Origin of the sequence: Mycobacterium sp. PSTR-4-N (assembly GCF_022348085.1) — a bacterium.
GTDB lineage: Bacteria > Actinomycetota > Actinomycetes > Mycobacteriales > Mycobacteriaceae > Mycobacterium.
The window spans coordinates 81,989-106,737 of the sequence record NZ_JAKRFN010000003.1 but is presented as its reverse complement, the minus strand read 5'-3'; the positions used below and the strand labels follow the sequence as shown (position 1 = coordinate 106,737).

Below are 24,749 nucleotides of genomic sequence, written 5' to 3'. Positions count from 1 at the left end.
GTGCTGGCATACATCCCGAGTCCGTCGCAGGGGGTGTGGCATCTCGGCCCCTTCCCGCTGCGCGCGTACGCGCTGTTCATCATCGCGGGCATCGTGGCTGCGCTGGTTCTCGGCGATCGGCGGTGGGTGGCGCGCGGCGGGGAGCCGGGTATCATCTACGACATCGCGCTCTGGGCAGTGCCCTTCGGCCTGATCGGTGGTCGGCTCTACCACGTCATGACGGACTGGCGGACCTACTTCGGCGAGGACGGCGCGGGATTCGCTGCGGCGCTGCGGATCTGGGACGGCGGACTCGGAATCTGGGGTGCGGTGGCCCTGGGTGCGGTCGGGGCGTGGATTGCGTGCCGGCGGCGGGACATACCGCTGCCCGCGTTCGGTGACGCGATCGCTCCGGGCATCATCCTGGCGCAGGCGATCGGACGGCTGGGCAACTACTTCAACCAGGAGCTCTACGGGCGCGAGACGACGCTGCCGTGGGGTCTGGAGATCTACGAGCGGGTGAACTCGGCTGGCGTGCCGGATTCGCTGAACGGTGTGTCGACCGGTCAGCTGATCGAGATCGTCCACCCGACGTTCCTGTACGAACTGATCTGGAACCTGCTGGTGTTCGCGGCGCTGATCCTCATCGACCGACGGTTCCGCATCGGGCACGGCAGGCTGTTCGCGCTGTATGTCGCCGGCTACTGCGTGGGTCGGTTCTGGGTCGAGCTGATGCGCAGTGATGCCGCGACGCATATTGCAGGCATCCGGATCAACTCGTTCACGTCGACGTTCGTGTTCATCGCCGCGGTGGTGTACGTCATGATCGCGCCGAAGGGCCGCGAGGATCCTCTGGCGCTGCGTGGCACGCCGGTGGGTGGTGAGTCGCGCGCCGAAGACATGGTCAAGGACGTGGCGTTGGGGGCGTCGACGTCCGGGGTGGTCGCGGCGGCGCTCGTGGCGTCCGAGGACGACGAGAAGTCGGTCGCCGAGAATGCCGAATCCGACGACGACGTCACGGCCGAGCGCGAGGCCGATCTCGAGACGGTCGCCGGCGATGAGGTCGCCGAGGGCGATGAGCTGGTTGCACCTGCCGATCCTGCCGATGAGCCTTCCGAGCCGGAGGCCGGTCTCGGTTCGGTCGATGCCGAGGAGGTTGGCGAGGCGGTTGGTGAGGCTGAGGTGGCTCATGCGGTGGCCGTTGAGGGTGAAGATGCGGCTGAGGCGTTGACTGCTGATGAGCCCGAATCCGCTGAGCCGGCGGCGGGTCTCGGATCAGTGGATACCGATGAAGCTGCCGAGGCGGTCGGCGAGGCTGAGGTCGCTCATGCGGTGGCGGTTGAGGGTGAGGATGCCGCTGAGGCGTTGACTGCTGACGAGCGTGAGTCCGGCGAGCGGGAGGCTGGTCTCGGTTCGGTCGATGCCGAGGAGGTTGGCGAGGCGGTCGGTGAGGCTGAGGTCGCGCATGCGGTGGCGGTTGAGGGTGAGGATGCGGCTGAGGCGTTGAGCGCTGACGAGTCCGAGTCCGCTGAGCCGGAGGCTGGTCTCGGTTCGGTCGATGCCGATGAGGTTGGCGAGGCGGTCGGTGAGGCTGAGGTCGCGCATGCGGTGGCGGTTGAGGGTGAGGATGCGGCTGAGGCGTTGAGCGCTGATGAGCCCGAATCCGCCGAGCCCGAAGGTTCTGCTGATGAGCCTGAGTCCGGCGAGCGGGAGGCGGGTCTCGGTTCGGTCGATTCCGAGGAGGTTGGCGAGGCGGTCGGTGAGGCTGAGGTCGCGCATGCGGTGGCGGTTGAGGGCGAGGATGCCGCTGAGGCCTTGACTGCTGACGAGCCTGAGTCCGGCGAGCCGGAGGCGGGTCTCGGATCAGTGGATACCGAGCAAGCTGCCGAGGCGGTCGGTGACGCTGAGGTCGCGCATGCGGTGGCCGTTGAGGGTGAGGATGCGGCTGAAGCGTTGAGCGCTGATGAGGCCGAGACCGACGAGCCGGAGGCGGGTCTCGGATCAGTGGATACCGATGAAGCTGCCGAGGCGGTCGGTGAGGCTGAGGTCGCGCATGCGGTGGCCGTTGAGGGTGAGGATGCGGCTGAAGCGTTGAGCGCTGATGAGGCCGAGACCGACGAGCCGGAGGCGGGTCTCGGATCAGTGGATACCGAGGAAGCTGCCGAGGCGGTCGGTGAGGCTGAGGTCGCGCATGCGGTCGCGGTTGAGGGCGAGGATGCGGCTGAAGCGTTGAGCGCTGACGAGCCCGAATCCGCTGAGCCAAAGGCCGGTGTCGGATCAGTGGATACCGAGGAAGCTGCCGAAGCGGTCGGTGAGGCTGAGGTGGCGCATGCGGTGGCGGTCGAAGGTGAAGACGCAGCCGAGGCACTGACGACTGAGCAATCCGGGGCCACCGTGTCGACCCAGCCTGAGGCCGCAGATGCGTCGGTCGTCGATGACGAAGACGCAGAAGACTCCGGCGACACCGAGAGGCCGGCCGACGCTTCCAGTGCCACCGCTGAAAATCCTGTCAGCCCGGCGGACATCGCTCCTCCGCCCTCCGAAAACCGGCCTCCGGCAAGCCTTTCCGTCGAGGTCGGTCAGCGCGTGCGGCAGTGGGTTCGCCGGCGAAGGAACCGCTGACCGCACGTCACCGAGTTATCCACAGGCGCAAAAATTGGCGTCGGAGGGCTGTCCCAATCTCGGTAAAATCGAACGTATGATCGATGACCGTCCTGCCTCGCTGGTCGACACGATGGCGTCGGCGGCGCGGGCGGAGTCGGCGGTGATCGCGTATCGGTTGGATGCGATTGCCCGGCTGTATAAGCACCGGTGCCGTGACTATGAGGACGCGCAGTTCTGGTACACCGATGTGGTCGAAGCCGTCGGTGCTGAGGTCTCGGCTGCGCAGAACATCAGCCGTGGTCGCGCAATACCTCAGGTGCGGCAGGCGGTGTCGCTGCATGAGCGGTTGCCGCAAGTGGCTGCGGTGTTCGCTCGGGGCGATATCGATTACCGGATGGTGCAGATCCTGATCACGCGCACGGAGAACGTGCTCGATGAGGTGATCGCGGAGCTAGACCGTTCGTTGGCTCGACAGGTGCACAAGTGGATGCGTTTGTCGAAGCCGAAGTTGCGGGACCGCATCGATATGTGGGTCGCTGAGCATGATCCTGCCGGTGTTCGGGTTCCGCCGATCGTCGAGGAGCAGCGCTACGTCGAAGTCGAGCCGCACCCGACGGTGGCGGGGATGGCGCTGATCGGTGGTGTGCTCAATGCCGCGGATGCCGAGGCGATCGATCAGCGGCTGGACCTGATCGCTGATTCGGTGTGCGCCAATGATCCACGGTCGAAGCGGCAGCGCCGCGCGGATGCGACGGGTGCACTGGGTCGGCTCGAGGGATCGTTGGCGTGCCTGTGCGGATCAAGCGACTGCCCAGCGGCCACGGTGCGGGATTCCGCTGCGCGGGTGGTCATTCATGTTCTGGCAGAACAGCACACGCTCGACGGCACGAGCCCGCGGCCGGGGTATCTGTCGGGTTTCGGTGTCTTGCCCGCAGAGTCGGTGCGCAGAATCGCGACGACGGCGAAGATCCGGCCGGTCCGCCTGCCCGGCGCAGGTGCGGAGAAGGGGTACCGGCCGTCGGCGGCACTTCGGGATTTTGTGCGATGGCGGGATCTGACGTGTCGATTTCCTGGTTGCGATCGGCCGGTGATGGGCTGCGATGTCGACCACACGACGCCGTGGCCGTTCGGGTGGACGCATGCCTCCGGGCTCAAGCATTACTGCCGCACACATCATTTGATCAAGACGTTCTACACCGGCCCTGACGGCTGGAAGGATGAGCAGCGTACTGACGGCAGCATTGTGGTGACGTCCCCGACGGGGCACGTGTACGTCACCGAGGCGTTCGGGGGCATCTTGTTCCCCGGCCTGGCGACGCCGACTGCGACGATCCCCACCGCGACGCCGACGGAGTCCACGGATCGCAGCGCGATGATGCCCATGCGCACCAGAACCCGCGAACAGGACCGCCGCCACCGCATCGCACAGGAACGGCGACAACGACAAGAGCTCGACGCCGAACTCGAAAGGCAACGCCAGGCCAGGCTCTCGGCGACGTACGAACCGCCGCCGTTCTGACGAGCCGGTCTGGCATGCTGGAGCCATGACTGAGCCGCAATTCGGTGGCAACGAGGGCGGCGATTCCTACCCGCCGCCACACCAGCAGCCGGGCTACCAGCAACCGGGCTACCAGCAGCCGGGTTACCCGCCGCCAGGTCAGCAGTACGGTCCGCCGCCTGGGCAATTCCCGCCGCCGGTGGGTCAATATCCGCCGTCGTACACCGACCCGTACGCGCCCTACGGACGGCACCCGATGACGGGGGAGCCACTGTCCGACAAGTCCAAAGTGGTGGCGGGCTTGCTGCAGCTGCTCGGACTCCTCGGCCTGGTCGGCATCGGACGCATCTACCTCGGTTACACCGGGCTCGGTATCGCTCAACTCGCAGTCGGGCTCATCGGAGGGTTCGTCATCGGTTTGCTCACCTGTGGAGTGGGATTCTTGATCCCCGTCATCTGGGGCATTGTCGACGCGGTTCTGATCCTCACCGACAAGGTCCGCGACCCGCAAGGGCGTCCGCTGCGCGATGGCACCTAGCCCGGGTACGAGCCGCAAAACCCGCCTGCTCGCCGGCCTCGGCACGGGGGCGGCCCTGCTGGGCAGCCTGGCCTACATCGGCCTCCGTGATCCGCACAGCTCGGGCTTCGGGTTCCCGCCCTGTCCTTTCAAAGAACTCACCGGGTGGAACTGCCCAGCCTGCGGCGGTTTGCGTATGACCCACGATGTCCTCCACGGCGACCTCGCTGCGGCATGGGTGGACAACGCCTACGTGTTGATCGGTCTGCCGCTGCTGCTGGCGTTTCTCGTCGGCCGACGCGCCCGCGGTAAATCGGTGCCGGCCACACCTCTGTTGCTCGTGATAGCAGTCTCGGCCATCGCCTGGACCGTCGCCCGGAATCTGCCCGGTTTCCCACTCGTCCCCACCGTTCTCGCCGGGTAGCCGCCCGCCCGCGCTGATACACTCGCTCGACGGGCCGCCGCAGTCCCTGACCACCAAAAATCAGGACTGCGAGGAGCATCGTCCATGCTGTTCTCGGCATTGCCCGAACCTCAGGGGCTCTACCATCCCGACCGCGAGGCGGATTCCTGCGGTGTGGCCATGGTGACCGATATCCAGGGCCGCCGCTCCCACGCCATCGTCTCCGACGGGCTGATAGCCCTCGAGCACCTCGAGCACCGCGGCGCGGCAGGCGCCGAACCCAACAGCGGTGACGGAGCAGGCATCTTGATCCAGCTCCCGGTCGAGATGCTCGACGCGGTCACCGAATTCGAGCTTCCCGCGCCGAACCTCAACGGCGACAACACGTTCGCCGCAGGTATCTGCTTCCTCCCGCAGGATCTCGAGGACAGGGCGCGCGCCCGCGCCACCATCGAGACCATCGCCGCCGAGGAGGGCCTCGACATACTCGGCTGGCGCGAGGTCCCCGTCGACCCTGACGGCGCGGAGATCGGCCACACCGCGCTGGGCTGCATGCCCTACATGGCGCAACTCTTCGTCACCGCCCCTGAACGCAACGGCGCGCGTCCCGGCGGCATCGACCTCGACCGCCGGGTGTACCCGCTGCGCAAGCGCGCCGAGCGGGACAGTGTGTACTTCCCGTCGCTGTCCAGCCGCACCATGGTCTACAAGGGCATGCTCACCACGCTGCAACTGCCGCAGTACTTTCCGGATCTACGCGACGAACGCTGCGTCAGCGCCATCGCGATCGTGCACAGCCGCTTCTCCACCAACACCTTTCCGTCGTGGCCTCTGGCCCATCCCTTTCGCTTCGTCGCCCACAACGGAGAGATCAACACCGTGCGCGGCAACCGCAACCGCATGCACGCACGTGAAGCGATGCTCGCCAGCGCGTTGATCCCCGGCGACCTCGCCCGGCTCTCACCGGTCTGCACCCCCGACGCCTCCGACTCGGCCTCGTTCGACGAAGTCTTGGAACTGCTTCACCTCGGCGGCCGCGCCCTGCCTCACGCCGTGCTGATGATGATCCCCGAAGCGTGGGAGAACAACGCCACGATGGACGACGCCGAGCGCGCATTCTGGCGATACCACGCCTCGCTCATGGAACCCTGGGACGGCCCAGCGTGCGTCACGTTCACCGACGGCACTCTGGTCGGAGCCGTGCTCGACCGCAATGGATTACGACCGGGCCGATGGTGGCGCACCATCGACGATCGCGTGATCCTCGCCAGTGAAAGCGGTGTGCTCGACGTGCCGTCGGCCCAGATCGTCGCCAAGGGGCGGCTCCAGCCCGGAAAGATGTTCTTGATCGACACCGCCGCGGGGCGCATCGTCTCCGACGACGAGATCAAACACGATCTCGCCACCGCCGAACCATACGGCGAATGGCTGCACGCCGGACTGCTCGACATCAAGGCCTTGCCCGACCGGGTTCGCGTACAGCCCAATCATGATTCGGTGGTACGCCGCCAGATCAGCTTCGGGTACACCGAAGAAGATCTCCGCATCCTGCTCACGCCGGTGGCTTCCTCGGGCGCTGAACCGCTGGGCTCCATGGGCACCGACACGCCCGCCGCGGTGCTGTCCGAGCGATCGAAGTCTCTCTACGACTACTTCGTGGAACTCTTCGCCCAGGTGACCAACCCGCCGCTGGACGCCATCCGCGAAGAGGTGGTCACCTCGATGTCACGGGTGATGGGCCCCGAGCAGAACCTGCTGGCACCGTCGGCGGCGTCGTGCCGGCAGATCACCCTCGGCTGGCCGGTGCTCGACAACGACGAGCTCAACAAGATCGTCCACATCAACGACGACGGCGAGCATCCCGGGCTGCGCACCGCCGTGCTCAAAGCGCTCTACCGCGTCGAACGCGGCGGTGAGGGACTCGCCGACGCTCTCGAGGATCTCCGCCTTCGGGCATGCGATGCCATCGCCAAAGGCGCTCGGACACTGGTCATCTCCGACCGCGACTCCGATCACACGAAGGCGCCCATCCCGTCACTTCTCGCCGTCTCAGCCGTGCACCACCACCTGGTGCGCACCAAGCAGCGCACCGCCGTCGCGCTCGTCGTCGAGACCGGTGACGCCCGCGAGGTCCACCACGTCGCGATGCTGATCGGATTCGGTGCCGCCGCGGTCAACCCCTACCTGGCCTTCGAGTCCATCGAAGACCTCATCCGCGAGGGCGAACTCACCGGCATCGAAACCGCCACCGCGGTCAGGAATTACCTCAAGGCACTCGGCAAGGGCGTCATGAAGGTGATGAGCAAGATGGGAATCTCGACGGTGGCGTCCTACACCGGAGCCCAGGCGTTCGAGGCGGTCGGCATCGACAAAGAGGTCATCGACGAATACTTCACCGGCACACCCACTCAGCTCGGCGGTATCGGGCTCGACGTCATCGCCGAGGAGGTCAAGCTGCGGCACCGCCGGGCCTACCCGGAGAACCCCACCGAACGGGTGCACCGTCGTCTGGAGGTGGGCGGCGAGTACGCCTTCCGCCGCGAAGGGGAACTCCACCTCTTCACCCCCGAAGTGGTGTTCCTGCTGCAGCATTCGACGCGCACGGGGCGATACGACGTCTTCGAGAAGTACTCCGAGGAGGTCAACCGCCTGGCCCGCGAGGGCGGCGCACTCCGCGGGCTCTTCGCGTTCAAGCAGGGGCTGCGTCCGCCGGTGCCGCTGGACGAGGTGGAGCCCGCCGGCGAAATCGTCAAGCGGTTCAACACCGGCGCGATGAGCTACGGCTCGATCTCGGCCGAGGCCCACGAGACGATGGCCGTGGCGATGAACCGCCTCGGCGGTCGGTCCAACAGCGGTGAGGGCGGCGAGGACGTCGACCGGCTCTACGACCCGCTGCGCCGCAGCGCGGTCAAGCAGGTCGCCTCAGGCCGCTTCGGTGTGACCAGCGACTACCTGGTGAACGCGACCGACATTCAGATCAAGATGGCTCAGGGAGCCAAACCCGGTGAAGGCGGCCAACTCCCGGGCTACAAGGTGTATCCGAATATCGCCAAGACCCGGCACTCCACGCCTGGGGTGGGGCTCATCTCGCCGCCACCTCATCACGACATCTATTCGATCGAGGATCTGGCCCAGCTGATCCACGACTTGAAGAACGCCAACGCCGACGCCCGCATCCACGTCAAGCTGGTCAGCTCGGTGGGTGTCGGCACTGTCGCCGCGGGCGTCTCCAAGGCGCACGCCGACGTCGTGCTGATCTCCGGCTACGACGGTGGCACCGGCGCAGCTCCGTTGACCAGCCTCAAGCACGCTGGCGCACCGTGGGAGATCGGACTGGCCGACACGCAGCAGACACTCATGCTGAACGGTCTGCGCGATCGCATCACCGTGCAGTGCGACGGCGGGATGCGCACCGCACGCGACGTGATGGTGGCGATGCTGCTGGGCGCCGAGGAATTCGGCTTCGCGACCGCGCCGCTGGTGGTGTCCGGGTGCATCATGATGCGCGTCTGCCATCTCGACACCTGCCCCGTCGGGGTGGCGACGCAGAACCCCGAGCTGCGTGCCCGTTTCACCGGCAAGCCGGAGTTCGTCGAGACGTTCTTTCAGTTCATCGCCGAGGACATCCGTAAGCATCTCGCCGAGCTCGGCTTCCGCAGCGTGGACGAAGCAGTCGGGCACGCCGAAATGCTCGACACCGACCTCGGTGTCGCGCACTGGAAGAGCAAGGGCCTTGACCTGACACCGATCTTCGCGGTGCCGCCGACCGAGACCGGCCGCCGTCGCGTCCGCGGTCAGGACCACGGGCTGGAGCAGGCACTGGATCGCACGCTGATCCAGCTCTGCGAGGGTGCGCTCGAGGACGCCCACCCCGTGCGCCTGGAGCTTCCGGTGCGCAACGTCAACCGGACCGTGGGCACCCTGCTCGGCAGCGAGGTCACCCGCCGCTATGGTGCCGAAGGCCTGCCCGACGACACCATCCATGTGACGCTGACCGGCTCGGCCGGCCAGAGCGTCGGCGCGTTCCTGCCGCCCGGGGTCACGCTCGCGCTCATCGGTGATGCGAACGACTATGTCGGCAAGGGCTTGTCGGGCGGTCGCATCATCGTCCGACCCGACGACGACGTGCTGTTCCTGCCCGAGGACAACGTCATCGCCGGCAACACCCTGCTCTACGGCGCCACCTCCGGCGAGGTGTTCCTGCGTGGTCGGGTCGGGGAACGGTTCGCGGCGCGCAACTCCGGAGCCCTCGCGGTCACCGAGGGTGTCGGTGACCACGCGTGCGAGTACATGACCGGCGGCCGGGTGGTGGTGCTCGGCCCGGTCGGACGGAACATGGCCGCCGGTATGTCCGGGGGCATCGCCTACGTGCTCGGTCTCGATCCGCGCCGCGTCAACACCGACATGGTGGAGCTGCAGACTCCGGACGGCGTGGATCTCGCCTGGCTGCGTGATGTCGTCGCCGCCCACGCCCGGCACACCGGCAGCACCGTCGCGACGTCGCTGCTGTCGGATTGGCCCCGCCGCAGCGCGCTGTTCACCAAGATCATGCCGCGCGACTACCAGCGTGTGCTCCAAGCCACCCGGATGGCCAAGGCCGAGGGCAGAGACGTCGACGCAGCGATCATGGAGGCAAGTCGTGGCTGATCCGTACGGATTCCTGGACGTCGCCAAGGTGGAAGCCGCCAAGCGCCCCGTCGACGAACGCGTCGGTGACTGGCGTGAGGTCTACGAGCGGCAGGACCCGCACGAGCGCGCCGGTGAGGTGTCCCAGCAGGCTCGTCGCTGTATGGATTGCGGAATTCCGTTCTGCCACAGCGGCAGTGCTGGCTGTCCGCTGGGCAATCTGATTCCCGAGTGGAACGATCTGGTACGCCGGGGGCGCTGGGACGCGGCCAGCGAGCGATTGCACGCCACCAACAACTTCCCGGAGTTCACCGGCCGGCTCTGCCCCGCTCCGTGCGAGGTGGCATGCGTGCTGTCGATCGCCGAGGAGCAGACCGGCGGCAGTGTCACGATCAAGCGCATCGAGCAGACCATCGCCGACCAGGCCTGGCTGGACGGCATCGTGGAACCGCAGCCCGCGGCGATCGCGACCGGCAAACGCGTGGCGGTGGTGGGGTCCGGGCCGGCCGGTTTGGCCGCAGCCCAGCAGCTCACCCGCGCCGGCCATGATGTGACGGTCTACGAACGCGACGACCGAATCGGCGGTCTGATGCGCTACGGCATTCCCGAGTACAAGCTGGAGAAGGCCACGCTGAATCAGCGGCTGGCCCAGATGCGGGCGGAGGGAACACGTTTCGTCACCGAATGTGAGGTCGGTGTCGACGTGACCATCGACGCGCTGCGCGCCCAGTACGACGCAGTCGTGCTCGCCGTCGGCGCGTTGCGGGCCCGGGACAACACGGTCGAAGGCCGGGAACTGGCCGGTGTGCACCTGGCGATGGAGCATCTCGTGCCCGCGAACAAGGAGTGCGAAGGCGACGGCCCGAGCCCGATCTCCGCGGCGGGCAAGCATGTGGTGATCATCGGCGGCGGCGACACCGGTGCGGATTGTCTGGGCACCGCGCACCGGCAGGGCGCGGCGTCGGTGACCCAGCTCGACTACAACCCCGAGCCGCCCGAATACCGCGACGACTCCAGCGCTCCCTGGCCGATGTGGCCGGTGGTGCTGCGCACCCGGCTCTCCCCGGCGCACGCCGAAGGCGGCGAACGTCGCTATCAGGTCGCCGTTCAGCGGTTCCTCGGCGACGAGGAGGGCAACCTGCGCGCGCTGGAGATCGCCGAGGTGAAGGTCGAGCGGGACGAGACCGGCCGGCGCCGCATCACCCCCGTGGGCGAGAGTCTGCAGATCCGCTGCGACCTCGCGCTGCTGGCGATCGGCTTCGACGGCGTGGAGCACATGCCGCTGCTGGACGGCCTCGGCCTGACGTTGTCGCCGCGCGGCACGCTTCGCTGCGGGCAGGACTGGCAGACCGACTCGCCCGGGGTGTTCGTCTGCGGGGACGCCCACCGAGGTGCGTCGCTGATCGTGTGGGCGATCGCGGAGGGCCGCAGCGCCGCCGCCGCTGTCGACACTTTCCTGATGGGCGAGACGGACCTTCCGGCCCCGGTCAGGCCGGGTGCGCTCCCGCTGGCCGTCATCTGAATCGATTAACGACTATGCTCGGCATCCGTGAATAGACGCGGAAAAATCGTCTGTACGTTGGGTCCGGCCACGGCCTCCGAGGATGCGGTGCGCAAGCTCGTCGAGGCAGGCATGGACGTCGCCCGGCTGAATTTCAGCCACGGGGACTACCCAGATCACGAGGCCAACTACAAGCGGGTGCGCATGGCGTCGGACAGCACCGGCCACGCGGTCGGCATCCTCGCCGACCTGCAGGGCCCCAAGATCCGCCTCGGTCGCTTCGCCGACGGCCCCACGGTGTGGGAGAACGGCGAGACGGTGCGCATCACCGTCGAGGACGTGGAGGGCACCCACGACAGGGTGTCGACGACCTACAAGCGGCTGGCCCAGGACGCGCGGCCGGGGGACCGGGTGCTCGTCGACGACGGCAACGTCGGCCTGGTGGTCGAGCACATCGACGGCAACGACGTGGTCTGCACGGTCACCGAGGGCGGCAAGGTCAGCAACAACAAGGGCATGTCGCTGCCCGGCATGAACGTCTCGGCGCCCGCGCTGTCCGAGAAGGACATCGACGACCTGGAGTTCGCGCTGCGTCTCGGCGTGGACCTGGTGGCTCTGTCGTTCGTCCGCTCGCCTGCCGATGTCGAGCTCGTGCACGAGATCATGGACCGGGTCGGCCGTCGGGTGCCGGTCATCGCCAAGTTGGAGAAACCCGAGGCCATCGACAACCTCGAAGCCATCGTGCTCGCGTTCGACGCGATCATGGTCGCGCGCGGCGATCTCGGCGTCGAACTGCCGCTCGAAGAGGTGCCGCTGGTGCAGAAGCGCGCCATCCAGATGGCGCGGGAGAACGCCAAGCCCGTGATCGTCGCCACGCAGATGCTCGAGTCGATGATCGAGAACTCCCGGCCCACCCGGGCCGAGGCCTCCGACGTGGCCAACGCGGTGCTCGACGGCGCCGACGCGGTGATGCTCTCGGGTGAGACGTCGGTCGGCAAGTTCCCGTTCGAGACGGTGCGCACCATGGCCCGCATCATCTCCGCGGTGGAGGAGAACTCTGTCGCTGCGCCGCCGCTGACGCACGTTCCGCGGACCAAGCGCGGCGTGATCTCCTACGCCGCCCGCGACATCGGGGAGCGGCTGGACGCCAAGGCGCTCGTCGCGTTCACCCAGTCGGGTGACACCGTGCGCCGGCTGGCCCGCCTGCACACCCCGCTGCCGGTGCTCGCGTTCACCGCACTGCCGGAAGTCCGCAGCCAGTTGGCGTTGACCTGGGGCACCGAGACGTTCATCGTGCCGCACATCCAGACCACCGACGGCATGATCCGCCAGGTGGACAAGTCGATGCTGGAGCTGGGTCGCTACAAGCGCGGTGATCTCGTGGTCATCGTCGCGGGTGCGCCGCCCGGCACAGTAGGGTCGACGAATCTCATCCACGTCCACCGCATCGGCGAGGACGACGTCTAGACCCTGGGGGTTGCGTGTCAGCAGACTTCGATGAACTGCTGGCAGTGCTCGACCTGAAGAGGGTCGACGACGACGACTTCCTGGGCGTGCATCCGAGCAAGAACCCGGTCCGCACCTTCGGCGGCCAGATGATGGCGCAGGCGTTCGTAGCCTCGGGCCGCACCCTGAGCCATCCCGTCCCGCCGAGCACGCTGTCGGTGCACTTCATCGCCGGCGGCGATCCTGAGAAGGATCTGGAGTTCCGCGTGGTGCGCCTACGGGATGAGCGCCGCTTCGCCAACAGGCGGGTCGACGTCATGCAGGACGGCGCACTTCTGACGACCGCGTTGGTGTCCTACCTGGCCGGCGGGAAGGGACTCGAGCACGGGGTGTCCGCGCCGGCGGTGACCGAGCCGTTAGACGTGCCGCCGATCGACGAGTTGCTGAGCGGCTACGAAGAGGTGGTGCCGCACTTCGCCAACGCGTTGCGGCCCATCGAATGGCGCTACACCAACGACCCCGCCTGGATCATGCGGGACAAGGGCGACCGGCTGGCCCACAACCGCGTCTGGATGACCGCCCGCGGCGCCATGCCCGACGATCCCGTCCTGCATGCCGCGGCGCTGGTGTATTCGTCGGACACCACCGTGCTGGATTCGATCATCACCACCCACGGACTGTCCTGGGGACACGACCGGATCTTCGCTGTGACGACCAACCACTCGGTGTGGTTCCACCGCCCCGTGCGCTTCGACGACTGGGTGCTGTACTCGACCACCTCCCCGGTGGCCGCCGAGTCGCGCGGCCTGGGCTCTGGTCATTTCTTCGACCGTTCGGGTCAGTTGCTCGCCACGGTCGTGCAGGAGGGAATCGTGAAGTACTTCCCGGCTCGGGCTACCGGGTCGGGGTCACCGTGAGCGAGAACTGGTCTTCGACGCGCCGCTGGAAGTCCTCGGCGCATTGCTCGACGGCGGTGCTGTCGTTGCCGGCGCGGGTGAGGCAGTCCACGTAGTCGCTCCCGCCGACCTGGTCGAAGAGCCCGATGTAGATCGGGATGAACACCAGGGCGGCGACGATCGCGACGGCTCCGAGCACGATGCCGGCGGTGGCGACGCCGCCGTTGGTCGCTTCGCCGCGTTTCACCCGGCCGCGGCCGATGATGCCGATGACGATCGCGCTGAGCCCCAGCACGATGCCGCCGGCGATCGACCAGCACAGCACGACGCCGATGATCGCGAGAATCAGTGCAGCGGTGCCCATTCCGTTCTTCGGCGCCGACGTCGGCGGCGGGCCGCCCGGGTAGCCTCCATAGCCGCCGTAGCTGGCATAGCCGCCGTACTGCGGAGGCGGCCCGTACGGCGGAGGCCCATACGGTGGCGGTGGCGGCGCGTCGCTCATGCCGGTGAGATTACCCGGACGTCCAGCGATTCCGGCAGATGATGCGTGGCGACCACGACCACCCGATCAGCCCCGAACAGACCGGACGGCGCGAGGATGTCGGACAGCAGTGTCTCGGCGTCGGACCGGTCGAGGTGCTCGATCGGTTCGTCGAGAAGCACGGTCGGCGCGGTGCAGATCAGGGCCCGTGCCAACAGCAGTCGCCGACGCTGGCCGGCTGACACCGCTGCTGCGCCGCCGATGAGCACCGTCGAGAGGCCGTCGGGCAAGCCCGCGAGCCAGGGGCCGAGTCCGACGCGGGTGAGCGCATCGGTCAGTTCGGTGTCGCTCGCATCGCCGCGGGCCACGAGCAGGTTGTCGCGCACCGTGGTGGCGAACAGGTGGGCATCCTCGGCGAAGAACGTGCCGTCGGTGCGCATCAACAGGGTCGTCTTGCCGCAGCCGCTCGGCCCGACCACCGCGATCCGGTCACCGGGTTCGAGATGCAGAGGGGTGACGTCGGGGCGGTGGCGCGCGGTGTCGTCCGGGTCGGTGAGCGCCGCCAGGCGCCGGGCTGCGACGCGGCCCCGGCTGAGGGCGACCGCAGCGGTAGGAAGGGCCGCGGTCGCCTCGAAAGCCGACAGCGGCAGCAGCATCAGGACGGCCAGGGTGGTCGGGGCGACGGTGTCCGCCAGGGCGAAACCGGCGAGCAGTGCGCCGAGCACGCTGATACCGGTGGCCGCGGCGGGGGCCGCGGCGGCCACCGCCGCGGGTGCGGCCGCACGGTCGATCGCCCGCCCCCAGCGCCGCTGCTGATCGCCGGCGTCGGCGAGGACGTTCGGCAGGCGGCCGGCGATCCGCAGCTCTGCCGCGTGCTCCAGCGCGAGCAAAGTGGCTGTGTCGCGGTCTGAATGATGCTGTGCTGCAACAGTTTCAGCATGTCGCGCTGCGTGGGCGGCCACGGCGGGCGCGACGACCCCGGCGAGCAGGAGGCTGGCGGCGAGCACGGCGGCGGAGAGCGGCGAGATCAACCCCACGGTCACCACGGCGGCAATCCCGAGGATGCCGGCGACGCACATCGGCACCACCGCGCGCACCACGACGTCGGCCACATCGTCGACGCCGGCGCCGACGCGGGCGACCAGATCCCCACTGTGTCTGCGGGTCACGTCGTCTTCCGGGGCGGCGGCCAACCGGGCGAAGAGGCGCGTCCGGGCCGAACCGGCGGCTCGCAGCACGGTGTCATGGGATGCCAACCGCTCGCAGTAGCCGAACACGCCACGGGAGATCCCGAACGCGCGCACCGCGACGACGGCGATCGTCAGATCGAGGACAGGCGGCATCTGCCATGCGCGGGTGATCAACCATGCCGACACCCCGGCCAGCGCCAGGGCGCTCCCCAGTGAGAGGACGCCGAACGAGATCGCCAGGGAAAGGCGCGACAGCCGGGGGCGCAGCAACTCATACCACCACACGAGCAGGCACCCCCATGTCTATGACGGTGTCGCCGATCGCCAGCACAGCGTCGCGGTGACCCACCACGAGGACTGTCGCACCGCCGGCCGCACGGTCGCGGATCGCTGTCAGCACAGCCTGTTCGGTCGCTTCGTCGAGATGTGCGGTCGGTTCGTCGAGCAGCAGCACCGGCGCCGCCGAGCCCAGCACACGGGCGAGCCCCAGGCGTCGGCGCTGTCCCAGGGACAATCCGACCCCGCCCTGTCCGAGGACGGTGTCCAGCCCCCGCGGTAGGTCGGCCAGCACGTCGTCGAAACGCGCTGCGCGACAGGCTGCGTCGAGGTCAGGCAGAGGGCCGAAGAGCTCGAGGTTCTCGCGGACGGTGCCGGGAACGATGACGGGGCGGTGGGCCAACCACGCCACCCGGCTCCACCACCACGTCGGGTCGAGGTCGGCGACGTCGACATCGTTGATCCGGACGTGCGCGTCCGGTCTCGGGTCGAGTGCCAGGACGGCCTGCAGGAGCGTCGACTTGCCACACCCGTTGGGTCCGGTCAGCACGGTGACCCGGCCCGGTTCGGCCAGCAATTCGGGTGTGGCGACGGTGATGGTCATCGCGTCGCCGTCCAGAACGCGATCCCCGGTCCGCGACGGTAGGGCGGAGTCGAGGAACGCGAACGCGGCCGCCACCGCGGTCTTCCCGTCCTGTGCGCTGTGGAAGGCGGCACCGACGCGGCGCAACGGCCAGAACACCTCGGGGGCGAGTAGCAGAGCGGTAAGCGCGGTCTCCAGCGGAATGTGCCCGTACACCAGCCGCATCCCGACGCTGACCGCGACCAGGGCCACGCCGAGGGTGGCCAACAGTTCGAGTACGAGCGCGGACAGGAACGCGATCCGCATCGTGGCCATCGCCGAACGCCGATGCGCGGCATTCAATTCGGCGATCTTCGCGGTCGCCCCCTCCGCGCGGCCGAACGCCCGCAGCGTGGGCAGGCCCGCGACGAGATCCAGCAGCCGGGCCTGCAGCGTGGTCATCGCGGCCAGCGCCGCCGCCGACCGGTCCTCGGTGGCCAGGCCGATCAGGATCATGAAGATCGGGATCAGCGGGAGGGCGATGAGCACGATCGCCGCGGCCTGCCAGTCCACGGTCGCGATCACGACGACGGTCGCAGGGGTCAGGATCGCCGCGAGGAACAGCGACGGTAGGTAGGTGGTGAAATACACACGCAGACCGTCGAGTCCGCGCGTGACGACGGCTGCGGCGTTGTCACGGCGCTCCGCCAGCTCGCGCGGGGGCAGGGCGGTGGCGGTGCGGAGCACCTGGTCGCTCAGATCGGCGATGACATCGCTGGCGCCGTGCTGTGCCAGGCGCCCCTGCTGCCACTGCGTCAGGACGCGGACGGCCCACAGGGCGGCGAGCAGTGTGACCGGTGCGGCCAGATCCCCGAGGGTCCGGGACGCCGGATCGGTGATGATCCGCGCCACCAGACTCGCCAGTACCACAGCCGATCCGATCGTGGCGGCGGCGATCGCGACCCCGCACACCGTGGTGGCGACCAGGAATCGGCGCATCGCCGCCGAGACCCGCCACAGCCGCGGGTCGATCGGGGCACGCGAACTCTTCGTCAGGACGTACGCCTCGCCAATCCGATGGACGCCGGTATCGCGTCGGCGGTGATGCGTGAGCGGAACACCCAGTAGCTCCACGCCTGATAGCCGATGACGAGGGGGAGCAGCGTCAGCGATGCCCAGCTCATGATCTTCAGCGTGTACGGCGTCGAGGAGCCGTTGTAGATCGTCACGCCCCACTCGGGATTCAGCGTCGAGGGCAACAGGTTCGGGTACATCGAACCGAACAGCAGCACCGCAACCGCGGCGACGACGACCATGGTCGCGACGAAGGCCCGGCCCTCGCGTTCGCCGCGCCACATCAACGAGACAGCGGTCAGCAGGGCCACCACCGCGACCGCCAGGGCCCACCAGGTCCACGACTTCCCGTGTGCCAGCTGGGTCCACAGCCCGAAACCACCGGCGAGCACGACCACGGGCGCCGACAGGATGCGGGCGAACCGGAACGCATCCTCGCGGACCGCGCCCGAGGTCTTGAGTGCGACGAACACGGCACCGTAGAAACCGAACAGTGACGTGGTCGCCAGCCCGCCGAGCAGGGCGTAGACACTGACGATGTCGGTCAGCGCGGCCTGCGAACGACCCTCGGCGTCGATCGGAAGGCCCTGCACCAGGATGGCGAACGCGACGCCCCAGAGGATGGCGGGAAGCCATGACCCGGCCGCGATGCCGATGTCGGCCCACCCGCGCCACCGCGGATCGTCGATCTTGCCGCGCCATTCGATGCCGACGATCCGCAGGATCATGCCGACCAGGATCACCAGCAAGGGCAGATAGAGCGAAGAGAAGACCGTCGCGTACCACACCGGAAAGGCCGCGAACATCGCGGCGCCGGCGGTGATCAGCCAGACCTCGTTGGCGTCCCACACCGGCCCGATGGTGTTGAGTGCCGCGCGGCGCCGCCGTTCTCGCTGCTCTGGATCACCCGCGCCGGCGACCCCGAACGGGATCATCAACATGCCGACACCGAAGTCGAAACCTTCCAGGACCAGGAAGCCGAGGAACAGCGCTGCGATGAGGAAGAACCAGAGTTCTTGCAGTCCCATGGTTTTCGCGTCCTCTCAGTAGGCGAACGACAGGGGAGCGACGTCGTCGTCGCTGGGCGGCGCGGGTGGGGCCGGTTCCGAGTCATGGTCCTGGGGGCCTTCGACGACGTAGCGACGCATCAGCCAGAACCAGACCACCGCGAGCGCGCCGTAGAGCAGCGTGAAGGTGCCGAGGGAGAAGAGCACCAGTCCGGCGGAGTGCCCGGACACGCCGTCCTGGACCGTCATTCGCACCAATTGATCGCCGGTCGGGTTGGGGACCACCACCCACGGTTGGCGCCCCATCTCGGTGAACACCCAGCCGGCCGAGTTGGCCAAGAACGGTGCGGGGATGGTCAGGATGCCGAAGCGGCCGTACCAGGGCTGGTCGGGGATGCGTCCGCGCCGGGTCAACCAGAGCGTGACGAGGGCGAACGCGACCGGGACCAGAAGCAGGCCGATCATCGCGCGGAACGCCCAGTAGGTGACGAACAGATTGGGTCGGTAGTCTCCGGGCCCGAACTTCTCCTGGTACTGCTGCTGGAGATCCTGCACGCCCTGCAGCGTCACCCCGCTGAACTTGCTCTCCGCGAGGAAGGGCAGCACGTAGGGCACCTCGATGAGATGGGTGACGCTGTCGCAGTTGTTGTGCGTGCCGACGGTGAGGACCGAGAACATCGGATCGGTCTCGGTGTGGCACAACGATTCGGCAGAGGCCATCTTCATCGGCTGCTGGACGAACATCAGCTTGCCCTGGAAGTCTCCGGTGAAGAACAGGCCGCCGGCCGCGACGAGCGCCACGACCGACCCCAGCATCGCCGCGGGCCGGTACATCGCGATGCTGTCGGCGGGTCCGTCAGCGCGTCGTGAGCGGACCATCAACCAGGCCGAGACGCCCGCCACGAACGCGCCGGCGGTCAGGAAAGCTCCTGTGACGGCGTGTAGGAACGCCCAGATCGCGGTGTTGTTGGTCAACAGTGCGACGAAATCGGTGAGCTCGGCGCGGCCCGTCTCGGGGTTGAACTTCGCGCCGACGGGGTGCTGCATGAACGAGTTCGCCGCGATGATGAAGAACGCCGAGGCGTTCACCCCGAACGCGACGATCCAGATGCACGCCAGGTGCAGCGCGCGGGGCAGCCGGCTCCAGCCGAAGATCCACAAGCCGATGAACGTCGACTCGAAGAAGAACGCGATCAGGCCCTCAAACGCCAGGGGCGCACCGAAGATGTCACCGACGAATTTCGAGTACTCGCTCCAGTTCATGCCGAACTGGAACTCCTGGACGATGCCGGTGGCGACGCCGATCGCGAAGTTGATCAGGAAGAGCTTGCCGAAGAAGCGGGTCAGGCGGTACCAGGCGGTGTTGCCGGTGACGTGCCAGACTGTCTGCATGACGGCGATCAGCGGCGCCAGACCGATGGTGAGCGGGACGAAGATGAAGTGGTAGACGGTGGTGATACCGAACTGCCACCGCGACACGTCCAATGCGTCCATGCGCCACTCCCTTGTCCACCCACACTCTACGACACAGTGTAGTAGCGGAAAGGCTCGTGACGGCTAGGGGCTTTCGACCCTGGTCGCAGGGCCCTTCGTGACAGCCTTACGCAGGCCGATCGCCGATGCGACCTCGAAGACGCCGAGAACGACCAGCCAGATGCCGACCACCAGGGCCAGGGTGGCCAGCGATGCGAACGGCGACGCGAGCATGACGACGCCGGCGATCAGGCTGATCACGCCGATGACGATCGCCCAGCCACGCCCGGGCAGCGTCGGATCGCTGATCGCCGACACCGCGGTGGCCACGCCGCGGAAGATGAAGCCGATGCCGATCCAGATGGCCAGCAGCAGGATCGAGTTCGCCAAGCTTCGAAAGCACAGCACCGCGAGGATGAGTGCGGCCGCCCCGCTGATGAACAGCAGGACCCGGCCGCCGGCCGACACGTGCAGGCTGAAGGCGAAGACGACCTGCCAGATGCCGGAGATCAACAGGTACGCGCCGAAGAAGATCGCGGCGACGACGATGGTGATGGCCGGCCACACGAGAACGCAGACACCGAGGATCACCGCGAGGACGCCCGAAATCAGCGCCGTTTTCCACAAATGCGCAAGCATGCTGGGGGGAGCAGGGGTTTCCATGCGCGCAGTGTGGCACAAGCGGAATCAGGATTTGGGATAGCTTGCGTTCCCCTGCTACAGCGTTACAGCTCTACTACTGTTCCGTTACCGGCGCTGCGCGCCGGGTCATCGGTCGTTAACGTCCATGGCTGGACATGCCGGAGAGAAAGTAGAGGCAACAGTGTTGGGTGAAAAGCAAGACCGCCGGACGAAGATCTGGCGGGCCGTGGCGGTCTTCGCCGCAACGGGTGCCCTGGCGTTGTCGGGCTGTGCCAGCGGCGGCGACTCGGGTGGCAGCGGTGGCGGCAGCTCGAGCGCCAGTGCGGCTCCGGCGGAAAAGGTCGACGAGATCGCCAACACCGTGCCCGAGGCCATCAAGTCCTCCGGCAAGCTCGTCATCGGGGTCAACATTCCCTACGCCCCGAATGAGTTCAAGGATCCCGACGGCAAGATCGTCGGCTTCGACGTCGACCTGATGAACGCGATCGCCGGCACGCTCGGGCTGACCCCGGAGTACCGCGAAGCCGACTTCGCCAAGATCATCCCGTCCATCCAGCAGGGCACCTTCAACGTCGGGATGTCGTCGTTCACCGACAGCAAGGAGCGCGAGCAGTCGGTCGACTTCGTCACCTACTTCTCCGCGGGCACGGCCTGGGCGCAGAAGCCCGGCGCCGGCATCGACCCGAACAACGCGTGCGGCAAGAGGGTCGCGGTGCAGGCCACCACCGTCCAGGAGACCGACGAGCTGCCCGCCAAGAGCAAGAAGTGCACCGACGAGGGCAAGCCCGCCATCAGCATCGTGCCGTTCGACGGTCAGGACGCGGCCACCAACGCCGTGGTGCTCGGTCAGGCCGACGCCATGTCGGCGGACTCGCCCGTGACGCTGTATGCGATCAAGCAGACCAACGGCAAGCTCGAGCAGGCCGGCGAGACCTTCGACTCGGCGCCCTACGGGTGGCCGGTCGCGAAGGGGTCGCCGCTGGCGCAGTCGCTGCTGCAGGCTCTCGAGCACCTGATCGAGAACGGCAAGTACAAGGAGATCGCCGGGAACTGGGGCCTGGAAGCGGGCATGATCGACAAGCCCGTGATCAACGGCGCGGTCTCCTAGGCGAAAGCGGATCTGATGAGTGATGCCGGCGCGCCGCCGCAGACCATCGACGCGGTACCGCTGAAGCACCCGTGGCGGTGGGTGGCGGCGGCCGTCATCCTCATCCTTGCCGGCCTGTTCATCTACGGGGCGGCCACCAATCCGGCCTACCGCTGGTCGGTGTTCGCCGAGTACCTCTTCGACCAGCGGGTGCTGACGGTCGGACTGGTCAACACCTTGCAGCTGACCGTCTACTCGATGGTGCTGGCGATCGCGCTCGGGATACTCCTGGCTGTCATGCGGCTCTCACCCAACCCGGTGTTCCGCTGGGTGGCGTGGGTGTACCTGTGGATCTTCCGCGGCACACCGATCTACGTGCAGCTGGTGTTCTGGGGCCTGATCCCGACGATCTACCAGCAGGTGCAGCTGGGCGTGCCGTTCGGTCCGTCCTTCTTCCAGGTCGATCTGCAGAGCCTGTCGATCCCGTTCCTGCTCGCCACACTGGGCCTGGCGCTGAACGAGGCGGCCTACATGGCCGAGATCATCCGTGCGGGCATCACGTCGGTGCCCGAGGGGCAGCTCGAGGCGTCGACCGCGCTGGGCATGTCCTGGGGGTTGGCGATGCGCCGCACCGTGCTGCCCCAGGCCATGCGGGTGATCATCCCGCCCACCGGCAACGAGGTCATCAGCATGCTGAAGACCACCTCGCTGGTGACTGCAGTGCCGTTCACGCTGGACCTGTTCGGCATCACCGCCCGAGAGATCGCGGCGCGTACCTTCGAACCCGTGCCGCTGCTGATGGTGGCCGCGTTCTGGTACCTGGTGGTGACCAGCATCCTGATGGTCGGCCAGTACTACCTCGAGCGGTACTTCTCCCGAGGCGCGTCACGCAAGCTGACGACCAAGCAACTCGACGCGCTGGCCAAGGCGCAGGCAAGTACAGGTGGGATGTGACGCAAGCAGCCCGGCCCATGGTGAAGGCCGAATCGGTGTGCAAGGACTTCGGCGCGCTCAAGGTCCTCAAGGGCATCACGCTGGAGGTGCAGAGAGGGCAGGTGCTGGTCCTGGTCGGACCGTCGGGCTCCGGGAAGTCGACGTTCCTGCGGTGCATCAACCACCTCGAGACGGTGAGCGCGGGCCGGCTCTACGTCGACGGCGAACTCGTCGGCTACACCGAGCGCGGTGGCAAACTGCACGAGATGAAGCCCAGCGAGGTCGCCAAGCAGCGCCGCGAGGTGGGCATGGTGTTCCAGCACTTCAACCTCTTCCCGCACCGCACGGCGCTCGGCAACGTCATCGAGGCGCCGATCCAGGTCAAGGGCGTGAACAAGGCGAAAGCCACCGAGCGCGCCAAGGAACTGCTCGACCGGGTGGGGTTGGCCGACAAGGCCGCTGCCTACCCGGCGCAGCTGTCGGGCGGGCAGCAACAGCGGGTCGCGATCGCCCGCGCGCTGGCCATGGATCCGAAGCTGATGCTGTTCGACGAACCCACCTCGGCGCTGGACCCCGAACTGGTGGGTGAGGTCCTCACGGTAATGAAGACGCTGGCGTCGGAGGGCATGACGATGGTGGTCGTCACGCACGAGATGGGCTTCGCGCGGGAAGTCGCCGACGAACTCGCATTCATGGACGCCGGCGTCGTCGTCGAGCGGGGTGACCCGCGCACGATCATGGCCAACCCCCAACACGAACGGACCCAAGCGTTTCTCTCCAAGGTGATGTAGCGCCGGATCCGGTCACGCCGCTGTGGCGGGCCGCCCAGGTGTTCCGGCTGCTCAGCTGCCTGTATGCGCTGGGATTCGGGCTCGCGGTCAACGACGAGCTGGCGAGCCCGCTCGGCGGCTGGCTGGTCTTCGCGGCTCTGATCGGCTGGAGCCTCGCGTGCGCGGTCGCCTACCTGCAGGGCTTCGGGCGTCGCCCGGTGTGGGTGCTGACCGAGTTGGCGGTGGTGGTGGCCTTGGTGATGTGCACCGAGCTGGTCGCCTCCGATGCGTGGATCGCCGACAACCAGTCACTGCCGACGACGCTGTGGGCCACCAATGCCACGATCTCGGCGGCCATCCTGTTCGGTCCGGTCGGCGGGATGCTCGTCGGCCTGGTGGTGATGTCACTCGGCGCGGCGCTCAAGGGGTACGTCAACGTCGATGTCAGCCGCAACGCGACGATCGTCATCGAATTGGCGGTGGGCTTGGCGGTGGGGATGGCCGCGCAGACCGCTCGGCGCGCCCACGCCGAGCTGGAACGGGCCGCTCGACTCTCTGCGTCGGTCATCGAACGAGAGCGGTTGTCCCGCCACGTGCATGACGGTGTCCTGCAGGTGCTGGCCCTGGTGGCGCGCCGGGGCCATGAGATCGGCGGTGACACAGCGCAATTGGCTGAGCTCGCGGGTGAGCAGGAACGCGCGCTGCGACGCCTGGTGGTGGCGGGGGATGAGACCGTGCCGGGAGCGCAGGCCGACCTCGGTGCGATGCTGCGGCGTCGGGCCACCGACCGGGTGTCGGTCAGCGTGCCCGCGCACGCGGTGCTGCTCGATTCCGCGGTGGCCGACGAACTGTGCGCCGCGGTCGGCAACGCGCTCGACAACGTCGAGGCGCACGCCGGCGACGGCGCCCGCGCGTATGTTCTGCTGGAAGACCTCGACGACGCGGTGACGGTGAGCGTGCGCGACGACGGCGTGGGGATCGCCGACGGGCGACTCTCCGAAGCGGTCACCGAGGGTCGCATCGGTATCGCGAAATCGATTGTGGGACGGATGGATTGGCTGGGTGGCCGGGCGGAGTTGCACACCGGACCGGGAATGGGGGTCGAATGGGAGCTGACGGTACCGCGATCACGGTGATGGTCGTCGACGACCACCCAATCTGGCGTGACGCGGTGGCGCGCGACCTGGCCGACGACGGATTCGACGTGGTCGCGACGGCAGACGGGGTCGGCTCTGCGGCACGCCGCGCCGCCGTCGTGCGTCCCGCCGTCGTCGTGATGGACATGCGCCTGGCCGACGGGGACGGCGCCGCGGCCACCGCGCAGGTGCTGGCCGTGTCACCGTCCTCCCGGGTGCTGGTGCTCTCGGCGTCCGACGAACGCGACGACGTGCTCGAGGCGGTCAAGGCCGGGGCCACCGGGTACCTCGTCAAGAGTGCCTCCAAGCAGGATCTCGCCGACGCTGTGCGCGCCACAGCCGGAGGCCGCGCGGTGTTCACGCCGGGCCTCGCAGGCCTGGTGCTGGGGGAGTACCGACGCATCGCCCGCGACGAACCTGGTCCGGCGCAGCCGAGCCTGACCGAGCGGGAGACCGAGATCCTGCGCTACGTCGCCAAGGGGTTGACCGCCAAACAGATCGCCGCCCGACTGTCGCTGAGTCACCGCACCGTCGAGAACCACGTGCAGGCCACGTTCCGCAAGCTGCAGGTGGCCAACCGGGTGGAACTCGCGCGCTACGCGATCGAGCACGGACTCGACGAGTAGTTGTACTCATCCGCCGGGCACA

18 protein-coding genes and 1 pseudogene are annotated in these 24,749 nt (G+C 67.8%); 13 read left to right on the top strand and 6 right to left on the bottom strand.

Features of this window, described 5'->3' with window-relative positions; translation table 11 throughout:
• The 8 genes and pseudogenes from lgt to MHN84_RS05570 form a co-directional block, all read left to right on the top strand.
• Positions 1-849: pseudogene (lgt, locus tag MHN84_RS29965) on the top strand (prolipoprotein diacylglyceryl transferase); the annotation flags it as partial.
• A 1,828-nt stretch (positions 850-2,677) separates the two neighbouring features.
• Positions 2,678-4,102 (top strand): HNH endonuclease signature motif containing protein, encoded by a 1,425-nt coding sequence (locus tag MHN84_RS05600; protein ID WP_241203641.1) that lies wholly within the window; start codon positions 2,678-2,680, stop codon positions 4,100-4,102.
• A 25-nt stretch (positions 4,103-4,127) separates the two neighbouring features.
• The gene (locus MHN84_RS05595; RefSeq protein ID WP_241203640.1) at positions 4,128-4,619 is read left to right on the top strand and encodes an NINE protein; all 492 of its coding nucleotides are present in this window, start codon (positions 4,128-4,130) and stop codon (positions 4,617-4,619) included.
• Positions 4,609-5,022, top strand: a complete 414-nt coding sequence (locus tag MHN84_RS05590) for a DUF2752 domain-containing protein (RefSeq protein WP_241203639.1) — start codon at positions 4,609-4,611, stop codon at positions 5,020-5,022. Before MHN84_RS05595 ends, MHN84_RS05590 begins: the two co-directional genes overlap by 11 nt.
• Positions 5,023-5,106: 84 nt before the next feature.
• The gene (gltB, locus tag MHN84_RS05585) at positions 5,107-9,648 is read left to right on the top strand and encodes a glutamate synthase large subunit (protein WP_241203638.1); all 4,542 of its coding nucleotides are present in this window, start codon (positions 5,107-5,109) and stop codon (positions 9,646-9,648) included.
• Positions 9,641-11,149: a glutamate synthase subunit beta gene (locus tag MHN84_RS05580; RefSeq protein WP_241203637.1), complete on the top strand. Its 1,509-nt coding sequence runs from the start codon at positions 9,641-9,643 to the stop codon at positions 11,147-11,149. The genes gltB and MHN84_RS05580 overlap by 8 nt, the downstream gene beginning before the upstream one ends.
• 27 nt (positions 11,150-11,176) lie before the next feature.
• The gene (pyk, locus tag MHN84_RS05575) at positions 11,177-12,595 is read left to right on the top strand and encodes a pyruvate kinase (RefSeq protein ID WP_241203636.1); all 1,419 of its coding nucleotides are present in this window, start codon (positions 11,177-11,179) and stop codon (positions 12,593-12,595) included.
• Between the two features lie 14 nt (positions 12,596-12,609).
• On the top strand, positions 12,610-13,491 hold the full coding sequence (locus MHN84_RS05570) for an acyl-CoA thioesterase II (RefSeq protein ID WP_241203635.1): 882 nt from the start codon (positions 12,610-12,612) through the stop codon (positions 13,489-13,491).
• Here MHN84_RS05570 and MHN84_RS05565 read toward each other — a convergent pair.
• The 6 genes from MHN84_RS05565 to MHN84_RS05540 all read right to left on the bottom strand — a co-directional run bounded on the left by MHN84_RS05565 (position 13,469) and on the right by MHN84_RS05540 (position 20,196).
• Positions 13,469-13,972, bottom strand: a complete 504-nt coding sequence (locus tag MHN84_RS05565) for a DUF4190 domain-containing protein (RefSeq protein WP_241203634.1) — start codon at positions 13,970-13,972, stop codon at positions 13,469-13,471. The two genes, MHN84_RS05570 and MHN84_RS05565, sit on opposite strands and share 23 nt — an antisense overlap.
• Complete coding sequence (locus tag MHN84_RS05560; protein WP_241203633.1) at positions 13,969-15,426, bottom strand: ATP-binding cassette domain-containing protein; 1,458 nt, start codon at positions 15,424-15,426, stop codon at positions 13,969-13,971. The genes MHN84_RS05565 and MHN84_RS05560 overlap by 4 nt, the downstream gene beginning before the upstream one ends.
• The gene (cydD, locus tag MHN84_RS05555; protein ID WP_241203860.1) at positions 15,413-16,978 is read right to left on the bottom strand and encodes a thiol reductant ABC exporter subunit CydD; all 1,566 of its coding nucleotides are present in this window, start codon (positions 16,976-16,978) and stop codon (positions 15,413-15,415) included. The genes MHN84_RS05560 and cydD overlap by 14 nt, the downstream gene beginning before the upstream one ends.
• 53 nt (positions 16,979-17,031) lie before the next feature.
• Complete coding sequence (gene cydB / locus MHN84_RS05550; RefSeq protein WP_241203632.1) at positions 17,032-18,081, bottom strand: cytochrome d ubiquinol oxidase subunit II; 1,050 nt, start codon at positions 18,079-18,081, stop codon at positions 17,032-17,034.
• Positions 18,082-18,096: 15 nt separating this feature from the next.
• Complete coding sequence (locus MHN84_RS05545) at positions 18,097-19,554, bottom strand: cytochrome ubiquinol oxidase subunit I (protein ID WP_241203631.1); 1,458 nt, start codon at positions 19,552-19,554, stop codon at positions 18,097-18,099.
• A gap of 63 nt (positions 19,555-19,617) precedes the next feature.
• A complete protein-coding gene (locus tag MHN84_RS05540; protein ID WP_241203630.1) occupies positions 19,618-20,196 on the bottom strand; it encodes an HdeD family acid-resistance protein in 579 nt (192 codons plus the stop codon).
• Positions 20,197-20,356: 160 nt separating this feature from the next.
• On the opposite strand from MHN84_RS05540, the gene MHN84_RS05535 reads away from it, so the two are divergent.
• The 5 genes from MHN84_RS05535 to MHN84_RS05515 are packed head-to-tail and all read left to right on the top strand — an operon-like array spanning position 20,357 to position 24,727.
• On the top strand, positions 20,357-21,283 hold the full coding sequence (locus tag MHN84_RS05535) for an ABC transporter substrate-binding protein (RefSeq protein WP_241203629.1): 927 nt from the start codon (positions 20,357-20,359) through the stop codon (positions 21,281-21,283).
• Between the two features lie 15 nt (positions 21,284-21,298).
• Positions 21,299-22,216 carry an amino acid ABC transporter permease gene (locus MHN84_RS05530; RefSeq protein ID WP_241203628.1) on the top strand — a complete coding sequence of 306 codons (918 nt, stop codon included), beginning with the start codon at positions 21,299-21,301 and terminating at the stop codon, positions 22,214-22,216.
• A gap of 17 nt (positions 22,217-22,233) precedes the next feature.
• Positions 22,234-22,986: an amino acid ABC transporter ATP-binding protein gene (locus MHN84_RS05525; RefSeq protein ID WP_241203859.1), complete on the top strand. Its 753-nt coding sequence runs from the start codon at positions 22,234-22,236 to the stop codon at positions 22,984-22,986.
• A gap of 38 nt (positions 22,987-23,024) precedes the next feature.
• Positions 23,025-24,101 (top strand): MacS family sensor histidine kinase, encoded by a 1,077-nt coding sequence (macS, locus tag MHN84_RS05520; RefSeq protein ID WP_374238317.1) that lies wholly within the window; start codon positions 23,025-23,027, stop codon positions 24,099-24,101.
• Positions 24,071-24,727 carry a response regulator transcription factor gene (locus MHN84_RS05515; RefSeq protein ID WP_241203627.1) on the top strand — a complete coding sequence of 219 codons (657 nt, stop codon included), beginning with the start codon at positions 24,071-24,073 and terminating at the stop codon, positions 24,725-24,727. Before macS ends, MHN84_RS05515 begins: the two co-directional genes overlap by 31 nt.
• Positions 24,728-24,749: the final 22 nt, after the last annotated feature.

Coding starts and splice junctions, on each gene's coding strand:
- cydB (WP_241203632.1), bottom strand. CDS start 18,081: ATGGGACTGCAAGAACTCTGGTTCTTCCTCATCGCAGCGCTGTTCCTC.
- MHN84_RS05525 (WP_241203859.1), top strand. CDS start 22,234: ATGGTGAAGGCCGAATCGGTGTGCAAGGACTTCGGCGCGCTCAAGGTC.
- MHN84_RS05530 (WP_241203628.1), top strand. CDS start 21,299: ATGAGTGATGCCGGCGCGCCGCCGCAGACCATCGACGCGGTACCGCTG.
- MHN84_RS05540 (WP_241203630.1), bottom strand. CDS start 20,196: ATGGAAACCCCTGCTCCCCCCAGCATGCTTGCGCATTTGTGGAAAACG.
- MHN84_RS05590 (WP_241203639.1), top strand. CDS start 4,609: ATGGCACCTAGCCCGGGTACGAGCCGCAAAACCCGCCTGCTCGCCGGC.
- MHN84_RS05595 (WP_241203640.1), top strand. CDS start 4,128: ATGACTGAGCCGCAATTCGGTGGCAACGAGGGCGGCGATTCCTACCCG.
- MHN84_RS05565 (WP_241203634.1), bottom strand. CDS start 13,972: ATGAGCGACGCGCCGCCACCGCCACCGTATGGGCCTCCGCCGTACGGG.
- gltB (WP_241203638.1), top strand. CDS start 5,107: ATGCTGTTCTCGGCATTGCCCGAACCTCAGGGGCTCTACCATCCCGAC.
- MHN84_RS05515 (WP_241203627.1), top strand. CDS start 24,071: ATGGGAGCTGACGGTACCGCGATCACGGTGATGGTCGTCGACGACCAC.
- cydD (WP_241203860.1), bottom strand. CDS start 16,978: ATGCGCCGATTCCTGGTCGCCACCACGGTGTGCGGGGTCGCGATCGCC.
- MHN84_RS05600 (WP_241203641.1), top strand. CDS start 2,678: ATGATCGATGACCGTCCTGCCTCGCTGGTCGACACGATGGCGTCGGCG.
- MHN84_RS05545 (WP_241203631.1), bottom strand. CDS start 19,554: ATGGACGCATTGGACGTGTCGCGGTGGCAGTTCGGTATCACCACCGTC.